Genomic DNA, 17,106 nt, shown 5'->3' with positions numbered 1-17,106 from the left:
ACATGAAAGTAGCTGTTCTGGGTGGAGGCAACGGGTCATACGCGGCTGCGGCGGATTTCGCCGAGGCGGGCCATGACGTTCGCTGGTGGCGGCGCGACCGCGCCAGTTTCGCCGATGTCGAGGAGGCCGGCGGCATCACCCTGACCGACCACGAGGGCAGCCGGAAGATCGCGGTCGTGCCGACCGACGATCTTGCTGCGGCGCTGAAAGGCGCGGAGCTGATCGTCGCGCCGACGCCGGCCTTCGCGCAGGAGGACATCGCCACCCGCCTCGCGCCGCATCTGGAAGACGGGCAGGTGATCTACCTGCCGCCGGGCACGTTCGGTTCCTACCTGATGATGAAGCGCATTCGTGAAGCGGGCTCGAAGGCCGACATCGCGATTGCCGAAACGGGCACGCTGCCATGGCTGACGCGCAAGCAGGGGCCGCTCGAAGTGCGCGTGACGACGCGGGCCTCGCGGCTGCCGACCGGCGTGCTGCCGGCGCGGCACACGGATCATGCGATCAAGGCCATTGCGGCGGTGTTCCCGGCCTCCATCGAGCCGGTGGAGGATGCGCTTTCGGGCGCGCTGATGAACGCCGGCCCGATCATTCACCCGCCGCTGATCCTCATGAATGCCGGTCCCATCGAGCATTTCGACCGCTGGGACATTCACAATGAGGGCACGCAGGCTTCCATCCGCCGCACGCACACCGCGCTCGACAATGAGCGCATGGCGATCCGCGAGGCGCTGGGCTATGGCGCGCCACACTTTCCGCTGGCCGATCACTACGAGACCAGCGACTGGATGTACGGCAATCTCGCGCATGACAAGCTGGTGGATTCAGGCGACTGGCACGAGAAGCTGGACCTGAAGTCGCACCGCTACATGCTGGAGGATGTGGGCATGGGCCTCGCCTTCATGGTGTCGGTGGGCGACTGGGCCGGCGTGCCCTGTCCGGTGGCGACCGGCCTCCTGGCGATTGCCGGCGCGGTGGCCGAGCGTGATTTCCGCGCCGAGGGCCGCACGATGGAGCAGATCGGTCTTGCCGGTGAAAGCCGCGAGGCGGTGCAGACCATGCTGCGTGAGGGCCTGTGATGACGGGCGAGGTGACCATCGCCTGCATCGGCGCCGGTCGCATGGGGCGGGGCATTGCGCAATGCGTCGCCTATGCCGGCCACGCGGTGCGGCTGATCGATGCGAAAGAGCGTGACGCCGACGCCTTTGCAAAACTGCGCGATGAGGCGCTGGACGAGATCCGCACGGCGCTGGCCTCCATCGCCGCGCTTGGCGCATTCAGGGTGGACGCCGTTCCACAGATCATGGACCGGGTGAGCATCGTGCCGCGCGGCGAGGCGGCGGCAGGTCTTGCCGGGGCGCGCATCGTGTTCGAGGGTGTGCCCGAGGTGACGGACGCCAAGCGCGATGCGTTTGCGCTGTTCGACGCCCATGCCGATGGCGACGCCATTCTGGCCTCGACTACCTCGACCATGCTGTCGACGGAGCTGGCGGGCTTCACCTCTGCGCCCGAGCGCTTTCTCAATGCGCACTGGCTGAACCCGGCCTTTCTGATGCCGCTGGTGGAACTCAGCCCGGCCGACGAGACGGATGCGGAAACCACCGCTTTCGTGCGCGCCTATCTTGAAGGCATCGGCAAGGTACCGATCGTCTGCAAGGCTTCGCCCGGCTACATCGTGCCGCGCATTCAGGCGCTCGCCATGAATGAAGCGGCGCGGATCGTGGAGGAAGGCGTTGCGAGCGCCGAGGATGTCGACAAGGCGGTTACCTATGGGTTCGGCCTGCGCTTCGGCGTGCTGGGCCTTCTGGAATTCATCGACTGGGGCGGCGGCGACATTCTCTACTATGCGAGCCGCTATCTCGCCGGGGCTTTCGATGATGAGCGCTATGCGGCTCCCGGCATCATCAGTCGCAACATGGAGGAAGGGCGTATCGGCCTGAAGACGGGTTCCGGCTTCTTCGATTACGCCGATGTGGACGTCGACGCTTACCGCCAGCGCCGCATGGCGGCTTTCCTGAAGGCGCTCGACAATGCGGGGCTCGTGCGGCCACCCGTGCTTTAGGCCCGGTGCCTGAAACAGGGTGTGAAACCAGACCGGACGGAACAAGTCCGGAAAACCAGAGAGGACGATGACATGAACCAAGCAACGACCAGATCGATCGCCAGGACCATCAGACGCGGCCTTCTTGCAACGGCGCTGACCAGCGTTGCCTTTGCCGGGCAGGCCAGTGCGGAAGAAACGCTGAAGGCGATTTCCGCCTTCCCGCAGTCACTTGCCTTCTCGCAGAGCTTCAAGGGCTTTGTCGATCTCGTGAACGAGCGCGGCAAGGGCGTCATCCAGATCAACTATGCGGGCGGGCCGGAGATGTTTCCGCCGAACCAGCAGGTAGACGCGGTGCGCCGAGGCGTGGTCGACATGCAGTATGGCCCGGCATCCTATTATCTGGGCACGATGCCGGAGGCGGATGCATGGGTGGCGTCCACCGTCACGGCCGCCGAGGCGCGCGAGAATGGCGGCTTCGGCATCATGCAGGAGGCGTTCACCAAGAAGCTGGGCGTGAACCTGCTGGCCCACCTCGACACCGGCGTCAAATTCTACATCTACACGATCAACGAGCCCAAGCGGACCGAGGATGGCGGCATCGATCTCGATGGCCAGCGCATCCGCTCGCAGCCGATCTACAACGCCTTCTTCGAGGCGCTGGGGGCCATTCCCGTCTCCGTGCCGGTGCCGGATGTCTATACCGGCCTTGAGCGCAGCACGTTCGATGGTTCGGGCTGGCCCATTGTCGGCATTCAGGATCTCTCGTGGGACAAGTTCCTGCGCTATCGCATCGATCCGGGCTTCTTCCAGACGGATCTCGCCGTGGTGGTGAACCCGGCCAAATGGGATGGCCTGAGCGATGAGGCAAAGAAGATCCTGAACGACGCCGCTGCCGAATATGAGCAGACGTCCTACGACAATTTCCAGAAGGTGATTGAGGACACCGACAAGGCGGTTCGCGAGAACGGCATGGAGGTCATCGAGCTGGAGGGCGATGCGCAGGCGACGTTCCTGGACCTTGCCTATGACAGCGCCTGGAAGCGCATGAAGGATTCCGGGTCGGAATATTACGACGCACTGCGCGAAGCGTATTACGACCGCTGATCCCGTGCCGGCGGAAGCCTTGAGCTTCCCCTGACGGGCGATCCCGGAGAGGCGTTTCACATCGCTCCGGGGTTGCCCGCAGGGCATTCCCCCGCACCACTTTTGAAAAGCCGCGCGCCATGTTTCTGCTACGCATCTACAACTGGATCATCAACGGACTGGCTGTGCTGGGCGCAGCCAGTCTCGTTTTCATTTCTGCCGCCATCATTGTCGACGTCGTGCTGCGCAACACCGGTTTCCGGCCGTTCCAGTCGACCAGCGCCATCGTCGAATATGTGATGCTGTTCTCCACCATGGCGGCCGCGCCCTGGCTGGTGCGCAACAACGGGCATGTGGCGATCTCCTCCTTCGTGGGGGCGATGCCTGACGGCGCGCGCCTTCTGGCGGGGCGGGTCGTGCTGGTTCTCGCCATCCTGACGCTTGGCCTCCTGTGCTGGCGCTCGGCGGCGGTGGGGCTGGAAATGGTGCAGTCGCGCGCGGTCGACATGCGCTCCATCAACATTCCCTCCTGGGTTCTTTACGCCATGCTGTCCATGGGCTTCGGCCTGATGGCGCTGGAGTTCCTGCGTATGCTGCTTCGCGGCGAAACCTATACCGGCAGCGGGGGAGCACACTGATGGTCTGGTACGAATCCGCCCTCCTGATGATCGGGGGGCTCCTGTTCCTGATGTTCTTCGGCATGCCGGTGGCCATCGCGTTTCTGGCGATCAACATTGTCGGCGTCTACATCTTCATGGGCGGCATGATCGGCATCGACCAGCTTGTCGCCAATGCCTCCACATCCGTCACCAGTTTCGCACTGGTGCCGGTGCCGCTGTTTCTCATCATGGGCGAGCTTCTGTTCCACACGGGGCTTGCCATTCGCGTGTTCGATGCGCTCGACAAGTGTTTTGGCGGCATCAAGGGGCGGCTTTCCTATCTGACCGTGGGCGGCGGCACGATCTTCGCCACACTGTCGGGATCGTCCATGGCCAACACGGCGATGCTCGGCACGACGCTGATGCCCGACATGATCAAGCGCGGATACAAGCCGCATATGATCATGGGGCCGATCCTGGCGACCGGCGGCCTGGCCATGATCATTCCGCCATCCTCGCTGGCCGTGCTGCTTGGTTCGCTGGCGCGCATCGATGTGGGTGCGCTGCTGATCGCGGGGCTGGTGCCGGGGCTGCTTCTGGCGGCGCTGTTCATCGCGACGATCCGCATACAGATCGCGCTCGATCCGGATGCCGCCCCCGGCTATGCGGCGGAACGGGCGAGCCTTTCCGAGATCATGCGGGCGGTTCTGGTGGACGTCATGCCCATGGGCATCGTCGTGTTCGCGGTGGTCGGGCTGATCCTGCTCGGCTGGGCGACGCCGACCGAATCCGCAGCCTTCGGTGCGCTGTCCGTCGTCGTGCTGGCGGCGTGCTATCGCACGCTGAGCTGGCAGGCCGTGGTGCGCTCGCTGACCGGCACGCTCAAAGTGTCGGCCATGATGTTGATGATCATCGTCGGCTCGACCACCTTCTCGCAGATCCTCGCCTTCTCCGGCGCGTCTTCGGGCCTGATCTCGTTTGCCACCAGTTTCGAGCTCAACGCCTATGTGGTGCTCGCGGTCATGTTCCTCGTGCTTCTGCTTCTCGGCATGTTCATGGATCAGCTTTCTATCATGATGCTGACCCTGCCGATTTTCATGCCGCTGGTCGGGCTCTACGGGTTCGACCAGATCTGGTTCGGCGTGGTGATGCTGCTGGCGCTGGAACTCAGCCTTGCGACCCCGCCCTTCGGTCTCCTGCTCTTCGTCATGGTTGGCGTGAGCCCGAGGGGGACGACCATCGGGCAGGTGGCGCGGGCCGCGCTGCCCTACATCGCCTGCACGCTGCTTTTGGTCGTGCTGCTTGCGCTTTTCCCGCAGCTGGCCCTCTGGCTGCCGGGCCTCATCAGGAGCTGACGTCATGAAGATCTGGTATCAAAGCTATGTCGATTACGAGAATGGCGCGGGCTACTGGGATGAACTGAGGAAGCATCTCGACGCCATTGTGGACCCCGGCACTGAGATCGACATCAAGGGTATCACCCCGCATGACAGCTACGCCCACGCCATCGTGGAGTTTCGCTGCGCGCGTGAGGTGATCTGCAATGCGGTGCGGGCCGAGCGCGAGGGCTATGACGCCTTCATCATCGGGCATTTTCAGGATGCCGGCCTCTATGAGGCGCGGTCGGTGGTCGACATTCCGGTGCTGGGCATGGGGGAGGCGTCCATGCTGCATGCCTGCCAGCTTGGCCAGCGCTCGGGCATCGTCACCATCAACCGGCGTTACATTCCCTGGTTTCACCACCAGATCGGCAAATACGGTCTCGGCGAACGCGTGACCGGCGTGCACGCCATGGATTTCGAGCCGGGGCAGATCCTTGCCGCCTTCGGTTCCGATGAGCGGCTTGAAACCGTGCGCGCCCTGTTTGAGGAGCAGGCCCGGCCGCTGGTGGATGAGGGCGTGGACGTGCTCATTCCCGGCGGCGGCATTCCCATGCTTCTGTTCTCGCAATTGCAGGCGCACCGGGTGGATGGCGCGCCGGTGATCAACGGCATTCCGATTGTCGTGAAGCTGGCGGAAATGGCCGTGAAGCTGAAGGGGCTGACCGGCCTTGGCGTCAGCCGCACTTCGGATTTCGTCAAACCGCCGGAAGAGATCATCGAAGAGTTCATGACCCATCCAAAGGGTCTGTAAGCATAAGAGGGCGTCTTCGCGCCTTTGGGCAATAATTCTCCGGGCCTGTTGACTGGCTTTTGCAAAGCTGTCCCAATATCAAGGGGACGATATCGGCAGCGCCTGGAGGATTGCTATGCGTGCGGCACGCGGACTCTCCCTGTTTTTCATTTTTGTTTTCGGGTTTGCAGCAATGGCTGCCGCGCAGGATGCGCGCCGGATCGTGACCAGCGAGAATGCCGATTATTTCGGCTTCGACCTGCGCACCGAAAAGGATGTGACGCTCGACCAGTGCAAGGCAGTGTGCCTTGCCGATCCGCAGTGCCGGGCCTTCACCTACAACACCAGCGCGCAATGGTGCTTCCTGAAGTCGGATTTCAACCGCCTCGATCCGTTCGAGGGCGCGGTGGCCGGCAAGGTGGTGGTGAGCGGCGCTGCTGCCGATCTTGGCGCGCCGCCGGCGCTGCGCTTCGTGCCCGAACATGTGCTGCGCGAGGCGGATCAATATCGTGACGAGGTGCTGCGCACGCAGAATGCCGTCAATGCCGGTTTCGCTGCCCTGACCGCCGCAGGCGGGCAGGCGCTTGCGAACAATGATCCGCTCAATGCGATCCGGGCCTATACCGCAGCCCTTGTGGTTGAGCCTGACAATGCGGGCCTGTGGTCTCGGCTTGCGCGCGCCGCGACGGTGGCGCAGCCAGCCGGCGAGATGAACCTCTATCGTCTGCAGCGCGCTGGCACGGGTGCAGCGGTGAACGCCTACAATCTGTCGCGCAGCACCGATGACCGCGCCGAAGCGCTGGCCGTTCTTGCGCCGGCTCTTGAGCGGCGCAATCTCTTCCGCCCCGCACTCAGCGCCTATGAGGCGAGCCTGGCGCTCAGGACCGCGCGCGATGTGCAGGAGGCTTATGCCGATCTCAAGCGCCGCAAGGGGTTCCGCGTGATCGATCATTCGGTCGATTCCGACAGCGCCACGCCGCGCGCCTGCGTGCAGTTTTCCGAGGAGCTGGTGAAGAGCGGCGTCGACTACGCCCAGTTCGTGACCGTCGACAATCTGCGCTCCTTCGCCGTTGACCGCAGCGACAAGGAGCTTTGCGTCAGCGGTCTGAAGCATGGCGAACAGTACCGCATCGTCATCCGGCAGGGCCTGCCGGCGGCCATTGGCGAGGTGATTGCCGAGCCGGTGCCGCTCGAAATCTACGTGCGGGACCGTGCGCCTTCGCTGCGCTTTACCGGCGACAATTTCGTGCTGCCGTCCTCGGCGCGCCGGGGCATCCCGTTCGTTTCCGTGAATGCCGACAGCGCGACGCTGTCCGTTTATCGCGTCGGTGACCGCGCGCTGGCGCGTCTTCTGAGCGAGGGGCAGTTCCTGCGCCAGCTCAACGAATATGCGGTGGACGAGGTGGCCGACCAGATGGGCGCGCCCGTCTTCGAAGGCACGATCGAGGTGGACGCCGAACTGAACAAGGATGTCGTCACCAGCATTCCCGTCGATGAGGCGGTGCCGGAGCGCAAACCCGGCGTCTACATGATGACGGCGGTGCCGGAGGGCGACCGGAGCCAGAACTGGGACAACCGCGCCACGCAGTGGTTCCTTGTCTCCGATATCGGGCTTTCCACCTTTGCCGGCGAGGACGGGCTTTCGGTTTTCGCGCGTTCGCTTGCGAGTGCGAAGCCGCTCGACGGTCTGAAGCTCAGGCTGGTGGCGCGCAACAATGAGGTGCTTGGCGAGGCGGAGACCGATGGCGATGGCCATGCGCGCTTCGATCCCGGTCTGGCGCGCGGTTCTTCCGGTCTCGCGCCGGCGGCGATCATCGCTGAAAACGGGACTGAGGATTTCGTCTTCCTCGACATGACGCGCGCGGGCTTCGATCTTTCGGATCGTGGCGTGACGGGGCGTCCTTCGCCCGGACCGCTCGACGTGTTCGCCTGGACGGAGCGTGGCATCTATCGCGCCGGCGAGACGGTGCATGCGAGCGCGCTCACGCGCAATCCCGCTTCGGATGCGGTGGAGGATCTGCCGCTGACCTTCATCTTCCGCCGCCCCGACGGCGTGGAGGACCGGCGCGTCGTTTCCGATGGCGCGGCGCTTGGCGGTCATGCGGTGGCGCTTGATCTGCCCGGAAGCGCTATGCGGGGCACCTGGGTGCTCGGCATTTATGCCGATCCGAAAAAGCCGGCGCTGGCCGAGAAGAACTTTCTGGTCGAGGATTTCGTGCCCGACCGCACCGAGTTCGAGCTTGCGAGCGCCGATGAGACCGTGCCGGTCGGTGGTGTGACGGATGTGACCGTCGATGGCCGCTATCTCTATGGCGCACCGGCGGCGGGGCTTGCGCTTGAAGGCGAACTGACGGTCGCGCCGACGCGCGAATGGAAAGCCTTCCCCGGCTATGTCTTCGGCCTTGATGACGAGGAGGATGTGGAGGCGCTGCGCGTTTCGCTGCCCGGTCTGCCCGAGACCGATGCGGAAGGGCAGGCGCGGTTCCCGGTGGCGCTGGATGGCGCGCCATCCACCACGCGTCTCCTGAAGGCGGATGTCAGCGTGCGCATGCGCGAGGCCGGCGGCCGCGCCGTGGAGCGCGCGCTGGAGATCGGTGTCGAGCCGGAAAGCGCGATGATCGGCCTGAAGCCGGAATTCACCGGCGGTCGCGTTGCCGAGGGAGCGACGGCGAATTTCCGCGTGATCGCGGTCGATCCGAAGGGCGAGCGCATCGCCATGGACGGCCTCGAATGGAAACTGCTGAAGGTGGAGCGGCACTATCAGTGGTATCGCGATGGCGGTTCCTGGAACTATGAGCCGATCACCACGACGAGCCTCGTGCGCGAGGGAACGGTGGATGCGAAGGCCGACAGCGAGCCGCAGATCGGCGTTTCCGTGGACTGGGGGCGCTATCGCCTTGAGGTGGAAAGCCCGGATGCGGGCGGGTCGATCACCAGCGCGGCGTTCGATTCCGGCTGGTATGTGGAGGCCGGTTCCACCGAGACGCCGGACGGGCTGGAAGTGGCGCTCGACCGCGACGCCTATACGGTGGGCGAGACGGCGAAGCTGAAGATTTCGCCACGCTTTGCCGGCGAGGTTCTGGTGACGGTGGGGTCCGAGAGCCTGCTTGAAACCTTTACCGCAAACGTGCCGGAAGCCGGCGCGACCGTGGACATTCCGGTGACCGACGCACTGGGGGCCGGGGCCTATGTGACCGCAACGCTGTTCCGCCCCGGCGACGATGCCGAAAACCGCCTGCCCATGCGCGCCATCGGCGTGCGCTGGCTCAAGGTTGATCCGGGTGCGCGCGACCTTTCGGTTGAACTCGGCGTGGAGGAACAGGCGCGCCCCGATGCTGCCCTTTCAATTCCCGTCAGCGTTGGCGGGCTGGAACCGGGTGAAGAAGCCTATGTGACCGTTGCGGCGGTCGATGTGGGCATTCTCAATCTGACGCGCTACGAGCCGCCACAGCCGGACGCCTGGTATTTCGGCCAGCGCATGCTGGGCATCGAGATGCGCGACATTTACGGGCGGCTGATCGATGGTTCGCTCGGCGCGATGGGCCGGCTGCGCACCGGTGGCGATGGCGGGGGCATGGCGCCCACCGGCAGCGCGCCGACGCAGAAGCTGGTCGCCTTCTTCTCCGGCATCGTTAAGGTGGACGATGACGGGAAAGCGGAGGTCTCCTTCGAGATTCCGCAGTTCAACGGCACGGCCCGCATCATGGCGGTCGCCTGGTCGAAGAAGGGCGTGGGCAGCGCGCAGCAGGATGTGATCATCCGCGATCCCGTTGTGCTGACCACCAGCCTCCCGCGCTTCCTGGCGCCGGGCGACGAGGCGCGGCTTCTGCTTGAAATCGCCAACACGGATGGCCCGGCCGGTGACTATCGCCTCACGGTGATGGCCGAAGGGCCGGTGGACGCCGATCTGCGGTCGCTCTCCGATACGGTGACGCTTGAGGCGGGCGGCAAGGCCACGCTCTCCGTGCCTGTTTCGGCGACGAACCAGTCGGGCGAGGGCGCGCTGACGGTGGCGCTTGCGCATGAGAGCGGGCTTGCCGTGGAGAAAAGCGTGCCCCTGCCGGTGCGGCCTGGCGTGATGCCGGTTGCCAGCCGCAGCGTGGTCACGCTTGCAGCCAATGGCGGCAGTGTCACGCTGGACGGCGCGCTTCTGGAAGACAGCTTTGCCGAGAACGCGTCGGTGAGCCTCAACATCTCGCGGGCCGACGGGTTCGACATTCCGGCACTTTTGATGTCGCTCGACCGCTATCCTTATGGATGCACGGAGCAGACCACGAGCCGCGCCCTGCCGCTGCTCTATGTGAGCGAGCTTTCAAAGGCTGCGGGGCTGGAAGAGGATCCGGCGCTGAAGGGGCGCATTGAAGACGCCATCACAAGCGTGCTTGCCGCACAGTCTTCGTCTGGCGGCTTCGGTCTCTGGGGACCGGGATCGGGCGATCTGTGGCTCGACGCCTATGTGACGGACTTCCTCACCCGCGCCGGCGAGCAGGGCTTTGCCGTGCCAGAGGCGGCGATGGGCCAGGCGCTGCAGAACCTCTCGAACACGCTCGCCTATGACACGGATGTCTCCTCGCGCGGCAGCGAGATCGCCTATGCGCTTTATGTGCTGGCGCGCAACCGCAAGGCTTCGGCCGGTGACCTGCGCTACTATCTCGACACGCGGCTCGATGAGTTCTCCACGCCGCTGGCCCGTGCGCAGCTTGCCGCGGGTCTCGCGCTCTACGGCGATGCGCAACGTGCGGAACGGGGCTTTGCCTCCGCCTTCCGTCTCGCTCAGGGCATGAGCGGGCGTTACACGGCGCGCTCCGATTACGGATCGCGTCTGCGCGACGGTGCGGCGATGCTGGCGCTGGCGGCGGAAAGCCGGCCCGAACCGGCGCTGGTGCCGCAGATGATCGATCTGGTGGCCGATGTGCGCGGTGACACGCGTTACATGAGCACGCAGGACGAGGCGTGGATGCTTTTGGCCGCCCGTGCGCTGAGCCAGTCGAGCGACGATTTGCGCCTGACCGTGGACGGCAACGCCCATGCGGGCGCGTTCTCGCGGCGGCTTTCGGGACTGGAGATCGAGGCCGCGCCGCTGACGGTGGCCAATCAGGGCAACGAGCCGGTCGATGCAGTGATCACCACCGTGGCCGCGCCGCAGCAGCCGCTGCCGGCGGGCGGCGAGGGCTTCACCATCGAGCGGCGCTACTACACGCTGGACGGTGAAGAGGCGAATGTCTCCGACGCGCGCCAGAACGAGCGCTATGTGGTGGTTCTGGAGATGATGGAACAGAACGCCTGGCCTTCACGCGTTCTGGTCTCCGACCTGTTGCCGGCGGGCTTCGAGATCGACAATCCGCGCCTGGTGGGCAGCGCCGAACTGGCGAATTTCGAGTGGCTTGGCGAGACGGATGCGGTTCACACCGAGTTCCGTGACGACCGCTTCATCGCCGCCTTCGACCGCAATGGCGGCGGCAAGTTCCGGCTCGCCTATGTGGTGCGTGCGGTGACTCCGGGCGTCTACACGCATCCGGCGGCGAGCGTGGAAGACATGTACCGTCCGCAGCTCTCCGCCCGCACGGCCACGGGCTTCATGGAGATCGTGGGGCAGTAGGCGGCGGCGATGAAAACGCGTCGACATATGCGCCGGGTTTCCATGGCCGCTGGCCTTGCGGCCCTGCTCGCCATTGGCGGGGCGGTGACGCTCGACCGGCTGGACGCCGCCTATCCGCCGCCGCTTGATCCCGCCCCGCTTTCGGTGGAGGTGCTCGACCGAGACGGGGCGCTGCTGCGGGCCTATGCGGCGTCTGACGGGCGCTGGCGTCTTCCGGCGGATATCGACACGCTCGACCCGCAGTTTCTCAAGATGCTGGTCGCCTATGAGGACAAGCGCTTCTGGTCGCATCCGGGCGTCGACATGCGCGCGCTTGGCCGCGCCGCATTGCAGCTTTTGTGGAACGGGCGCATCGTCTCGGGCGGGTCAACGCTGTCGATGCAGCTTGCCCGCCTCACCGAGCCGCGCGGGGCGCGCAGCTTCAGCGCCAAGTTCCGGCAGATCGCGCGGGCGCTTCAGATCGAGCGCAGGCTTTCCAAGCGGGAGATCCTGGAGCGCTATCTGACGCTCGCGCCCTATGGCGGCAATCTTGAAGGGGTGCGCGCGGCAAGCCTCGCCTGGTTCGGCAAGGAGCCGCACAAGCTGGGGCTGGAAGAGGCCGCTCTTCTGGTCGCCCTGCCGCAATCGCCGGAAGCGCGCCGGCCCGACCGGCATCCGCAGACGGCAAAAGCCGCGCGCGACCGCGTGCTTGCGCGCATGGCGGGCGCCGGCGTCATCATCGAAAGCGAGGTCGCGCGCGCGTCTGAGGCGAAGCTTGCCGGGCGTCGTCTGCCCATGCCCGCCTATGCCGCGCATCTGGCCGATGCGGTGGTGCAGGCGGAGCCGGATGAGCGTGTGCATCACCTGACCATCAGCCGGCGCGCGCAGGCGGGCCTTGAGGAAGTTGCCGCCAGAGCGGCGCGCGGGCTGGGGCCGCGCGTTTCCGTGGCGATGGTTCTGGCGGATGCGCAGACCGGCGCGGTGCTCGCGCGGGTCGGGTCGGCAGGCTATTTCAACGCCGCGCGCGCCGGCTGGATCGACATGAGCGTGGCAGAGCGCTCGCCGGGCTCCACGCTCAAACCCTTCATCTATGGCCTTGCCTTCGAGGAGGGGCTGGTGATGCAGGAAACCATGATCGAAGACCGGCCTGGCAATTTCTCGGGCTATCGCCCGCGCAATTTCGACATGGCCTATCAGGGCGACGTTTCGGTGCGCACGGCCTTGCAGATGTCGCTCAACGTGCCGACGATCCGGCTGCTCGATGCAGTGGGGCCGGTGCGGCTGGTGGCGCGCATGCGACGTGCTGGCGTGCCGCCCGCGCTTCCGCCCGGCGAGACGCCGGGCCTTGCCATCGGGCTTGGCGGTGCGGGGCTGACGCTTGAAGGGCTGGTGCAGCTTTATGGCGGGCTCGCCAATCGGGGGCGGGTGCGCCCGCTGCATTATCTGGACGATGCAGAGATTGCCGCGCATCCCCCTTCCGTGCTGACGCCACAGGCCACATGGCAGGTCGCGGACATCCTGTCCGGTGTCGCGCCGCCCAGCGACGCGCCGCGTCTCGGCATCGCATACAAGACGGGCACGTCCTATGGCTACCGCGATGCGTGGTCGGTGGGCTATGACGGGCGGCATGTGCTGGGCGTGTGGGCCGGACGGCCCGATGGCGGCGCGGTGCCGGGGCTGACCGGCTATCTGGCTGCCGCTCCCATCCTGTTCGAGGCGTTTTCACGCTCGGGCGTGGGCATCGTTCCGTTCCCGCCTGCACCGGCAGGTGCGATCCGGCTTGCCGCGTCCGATCTTCCGTTTCCCATGCGGCGATTCTCCGTCTCGGGCGGCGGGTTTCGCGCCGGTGCACCGGTGGAGCCCGCGCCGGAAATCGTGTTTCCGCCGCAGGGTGCGCGCATCGATGTGGGGCTTGCGCGTGGGGCGCGGGTCATGCCGCTTGCGCTCAAGATCAATGGCGGGCGCGCGCCGTTCCGCTGGCTGGCCAATGGCGAGCCGCTGCCGGACGCCTATCGGCGGCGCAGGGCAAGCTGGGTGCCCGATGGCGGCGGCGCATCGACCCTGACGGTGATCGACGCGGCCGGACGTTCCGCCAGCGTCGATGTTTTCCTGGAATAGATCAGGCGGCTTCCGCGAGCGCCTTCAAAACCGTTTCGCGCATGGGCATGGGAGCGACTGCGCCAAAGCCCTGAGTGGAAAGGGCAGCGGCCGCATTGGCGTAGCGCGCTGCCTCGAACGGGTCGCCATGGCGATTGAGCTCGGCGAGGAAATTGCCATCGAACGTGTCGCCCGCACCCGTGGCGTCTACGGCGCTGACCCTGATGCCGGGCACGCGGCGGCGCTCGTCGGGCGTGGCGACGAGGCAGCCATCCTTGCCGAGCGTCAGCGCGACGATGCCTGCGCCAAGACCCAGATAATGATCGGCGATGGCGTCCGGGTCGCTGATGCCGACGAGCTGTTCGGCGTCTTCCAGACCGGGAAGCGCGATGTCGGCCTTGCGCATGGCGGCTTCGGTCAGCGCACGGGCGCGCTCGAGCGGCCACAGCTTCAGGCGCAGATTGGTGTCGAAGGAGACTTTGGCGCCGGCGGCGCGGGCAATGTCGATCGCTTCGAGAACCGCATCGCTCGCATCGGCGCTGATGGCCATGGAGATGCCCGAGACATGCAGGATGTCGGCATTCTCGATGGCGCTGCGGGGCAGGTCGCGCGGGGCGACGCGGCTCGCCGCCGAACCCTTGCGCAGATAGGAGAAGACGTGGCCGTTCTCGCCATGGCTGACGAAGTAGACACCCGTATGGGCATCCGGATTGCGCAGGACATGGCGGGCGTCCACGCCATTGTCTGCCCAGAGCTGCATCAGGCTGTCGCCGAACTCGTCTGCGCCGAGCGCGGTGAAGAACCCGACCGATGCGCCGGCGCGCGCGGCTGCGATGGCGCAGTTGGAGGTGTCGCCGCCATGGCCGAAGAGGTAACGGCCCGTGTCGTCCACCTGGTTGAACTCGATCAGCGGTTCGCCCATGCAGATGATCTTCGGATGGCTCATATCGGCAGTCTCCTCCTGTTGTCGCAGCGTGCGCGGGCTTCTCTTTAGAGCATTTTTATTGCGGGTGGAATGTTGTGCCGTGTACGGGGGCGCTTCAGCGTGCGCCGCGCCCGAACAGGACCGTTCTGATCGTCGAGAGAATGATCAGCATGTCCAGATCAAACGACAGGTGTTTGATGTAGTAGAGGTCGTAGGAGAGCTTGGTGATCTCTTCCCGGGTCGTGCTTGCATAGCCGGAATTCACCTGTGCCCAGCCGGTGATGCCCGGAAGAACCATGGTGCGGTGAATGAATTTGGGCTCTTCCGCCTCGCTCGCCTGCGCCACGTATTCGGCCACGGGGCGTGGGCCCACAAGGCTCATCTCGCCGCGCCAGACATTCAATAGCTGCGGGAGTTCATCAAGCCGCGTCCGCCGCAGGAAACGGCAGCCCTTGATGATGCGATCGTCATTAACCTGCGTCGAGCCGCCCTGACGCCCATGATACATGCTGCGGAACTTCAGCATGTTGAAGGAGCGGCCGCCATAGCCCCGGCGGGTCTGCACGAAAATGGCGGGGCCGCCATCCAGTATGCGGATGTAGAGCCCAGTCAGGACGCCGAGGGGCACCGTAATTGGCGCTGTAATGATGACAGCGATGAGGTCCAGAGCCCGCTTGGCCTTGGAATAATAGATCTGGCTGGGCGTGTATGCGAGATGCGAGACGTCGAATGCATCCACATCGACACGGCCATCGCGCAGTTCGAGGAAATTGAACCAGGGCGTGACGTCGACGCCGACCATGTAGGCCTTGGTCAGAAAGCCGGACCACTCGGGATTGTGATGGGTCTTGCTGTCGATCAGGATGCGGTCGTAAGCGCCGATATCGGCATTCTTGTCGGTGATGACCGCGACCTTGCCTGAAAGGCGGGAGGCCACCTGCCTTGCGCCTGGAAAATCCAGAAGCGCGATGTGATCTTCCAGCGAGCGGTGAAGACGCAGATTGGCTATCGACATCAACACGTTCGCGACCAGATAGGCGACCAGCAAAGCAGAATAACTGATCCGAATGCGCAGGCCCGAGAGAAAGGCAACGGCCGTTGTGAAGACCACGAATGTGATGAAGATGGCGATCGTGAACGTGTTTCGTTGCCGGCGGAAACCAAGCAAGGCGAGCGCTATGACGAAAGGCAGCGCCAACAGGATCGCGCAGACGATGGCGAGATTGCCCCAGTCGCTGCGCGAGGCATTCAGGATGAAGGCCGTATAGACAAGGCATTGAAGAACGCCCGCAGCGAGGATTTCCGGCAGCATGGGGCGCAGATTGCGCAGCAGGCGGCGCTTGCGCAGGGATGCTCCGCGATCGAGAACATCTTCAAGATCGGGCGTTGCCTCCAAAGACGGGCTGCGCTTCGCAGCGCGTCTGGCCTTGTCTTCAACGGGAGCGGACTTTTTTCCCGTTGGTTTGGAGGCGTCGTTCAAATCTTGTTCCTGTCCAGCATGCACAAGCTACCATCATTGCGCTTTGCCATATGTTGATCACCTTCGCAATCTTCAGTTGGTTATGTTTTATTTACAACCAGTTGGAAGCAAGTAATTCATGAAAAACGCCGATTCGCTTTGCCCCGGTTTCTGAACTCAGCAACGCCCCTTATGCAATGGTGCGGCTGTCAAATTGTGACACTGGCATTTACGTTTGGCCACTGAGGTCCTATCAAGCCCGCGTTTCAGCAGGTTGTTTCGTCTCATGTATCGCCAAGCCTATATTTTTCTGTGTCTGACAACCCTGTTCTGGGGCGGCAATGCCGTGGCCAGTCGCCTTGCTGTCGGCCATGTTTCGCCCATGATGCTGACAACGCTGCGCTGGATCCTCAGCTCCTCACTGCTGGTTTATTTCGCGTGGCCGCATCTCAAGCGTGACTGGCCAGCCATTCGCGCCAAGCTTCCGCTGCTGGCGTTTCTTGGCATGATGGGCTTCACCGGGTTCAACGCGCTGTTCTACAGCTCCGCCCAATTCACCTCGGCAATCAACATCGCCATCGAGCAGGGGGCGATCCCGATGGTGATTTTCGTCGTGAATTTCCTTCTTTTCCGGCTCCGCGTGACCGCTCTGCAGGTTGCCGGGTTCATGCTGTCCCTTGTGGGCGTGGCGATTGTTGCGAGCCACGGCGAGTTCGCGCGTCTGCTCGATCTGGATGTGAATTTCGGCGATGCGCTGATGCTTGTCGCGGTCCTGCTTTATGCGGCCTATACGGTCGGCCTGCGCCTCAAGCCCGACATCCATTGGCTGAGCCTGATGTTCGTGCTGTCGCTGTTTGCCCTTCTCGCCTCGTTCCCGCTGGTCGCCTGGGAGGCGGCGACGGACCGGTTGATCGTGCCGGATGCACAGGGCTGGATGGTGGTGGGCTATGTGGTCGTGTTCCCGTCGCTCCTCGCCCAGAGCCTCTATATTCGCGGCAATGAACTGATCGGCGGCAACCGTGCCGGGCTGTTCATCAATCTCGTGCCGATCTTCGGGACGCTTCTTTCCATCGTCATTCTTGGCGAGGACTTCTTTGCCTATCACGCCGTTGCGCTGACGCTGGTGCTCGGCGGCATCTGGCTGGCAGAACACAGCGGACGCAAAAATGCCGGCGCATAGCGCCGGCATTCTGTCTTCCCGATTCTGAA

Annotated in this window: 11 protein-coding genes; 9 read left to right on the top strand and 2 right to left on the bottom strand. The window is 64.6% G+C overall.

The window, feature by feature from the left end; translation table 11 throughout:
- Positions 1–2: 2 nt before the first annotated feature.
- From NDI72_RS11545 to pbpC, 8 genes are all read left to right on the top strand, one after another.
- Positions 3–1,079: an NAD/NADP-dependent octopine/nopaline dehydrogenase family protein gene (locus tag NDI72_RS11545; RefSeq protein ID WP_283800528.1), complete on the top strand. Its 1,077-nt coding sequence runs from the start codon at positions 3–5 to the stop codon at positions 1,077–1,079.
- Positions 1,079–2,062, top strand: a complete 984-nt coding sequence (locus tag NDI72_RS11540; RefSeq protein ID WP_113153397.1) for a 3-hydroxybutyryl-CoA dehydrogenase — start codon at positions 1,079–1,081, stop codon at positions 2,060–2,062. Before NDI72_RS11545 ends, NDI72_RS11540 begins: the two co-directional genes overlap by 1 nt.
- Before the next feature lie 72 nt (positions 2,063–2,134).
- Complete coding sequence (gene dctP / locus NDI72_RS11535) at positions 2,135–3,148, top strand: TRAP transporter substrate-binding protein DctP (protein WP_283800527.1); 1,014 nt, start codon at positions 2,135–2,137, stop codon at positions 3,146–3,148.
- 119 nt (positions 3,149–3,267) lie between these two features.
- On the top strand, positions 3,268–3,765 hold the full coding sequence (locus NDI72_RS11530) for a TRAP transporter small permease (RefSeq protein ID WP_113153395.1): 498 nt from the start codon (positions 3,268–3,270) through the stop codon (positions 3,763–3,765).
- Positions 3,765–5,081, top strand: coding sequence for a TRAP transporter large permease (locus NDI72_RS11525; protein WP_113153394.1), 1,317 nt, complete (start codon positions 3,765–3,767; stop codon positions 5,079–5,081). The genes NDI72_RS11530 and NDI72_RS11525 overlap by 1 nt, the downstream gene beginning before the upstream one ends.
- A 4-nt stretch (positions 5,082–5,085) precedes the next feature.
- Entirely contained in the window at positions 5,086–5,859 is a 774-nt protein-coding gene (locus NDI72_RS11520; RefSeq protein ID WP_206545735.1) for an aspartate/glutamate racemase family protein, read from the top strand.
- A 115-nt stretch (positions 5,860–5,974) separates the two neighbouring features.
- The gene (locus NDI72_RS11515) at positions 5,975–11,437 is read left to right on the top strand and encodes an alpha-2-macroglobulin family protein (RefSeq protein ID WP_283800526.1); all 5,463 of its coding nucleotides are present in this window, start codon (positions 5,975–5,977) and stop codon (positions 11,435–11,437) included.
- Between the two features lie 27 nt (positions 11,438–11,464).
- Positions 11,465–13,534 carry a penicillin-binding protein 1C gene (pbpC, locus tag NDI72_RS11510; RefSeq protein WP_502888401.1) on the top strand — a complete coding sequence of 690 codons (2,070 nt, stop codon included), beginning with the start codon at positions 11,465–11,467 and terminating at the stop codon, positions 13,532–13,534.
- Position 13,535: 1 nt separating this feature from the next.
- On the opposite strand, the gene NDI72_RS11505 is transcribed toward pbpC, so the two are convergent.
- Both NDI72_RS11505 and NDI72_RS11500 read right to left on the bottom strand, forming a co-directional pair.
- Positions 13,536–14,459: a sugar kinase gene (locus tag NDI72_RS11505; protein WP_206547971.1), complete on the bottom strand. Its 924-nt coding sequence runs from the start codon at positions 14,457–14,459 to the stop codon at positions 13,536–13,538.
- A 94-nt stretch (positions 14,460–14,553) separates the two neighbouring features.
- Positions 14,554–15,918 carry a sugar transferase gene (locus NDI72_RS11500; protein WP_283800525.1) on the bottom strand — a complete coding sequence of 455 codons (1,365 nt, stop codon included), beginning with the start codon at positions 15,916–15,918 and terminating at the stop codon, positions 14,554–14,556.
- Between the two features lie 265 nt (positions 15,919–16,183).
- Here NDI72_RS11500 and NDI72_RS11495 point away from each other — a divergent pair, with 265 nt between their 5' ends.
- Entirely contained in the window at positions 16,184–17,077 is an 894-nt protein-coding gene (locus tag NDI72_RS11495; protein ID WP_206545738.1) for a DMT family transporter, read from the top strand.
- Positions 17,078–17,106: the final 29 nt, after the last annotated feature.

Origin of the sequence: Nitratireductor sp. GZWM139 (genome assembly GCF_030068685.1) — a bacterium.
GTDB lineage: Bacteria > Pseudomonadota > Alphaproteobacteria > Rhizobiales > Rhizobiaceae > Nitratireductor > Nitratireductor aquimarinus.
This window is presented reverse-complemented; position numbering and strand designations above follow the sequence as displayed.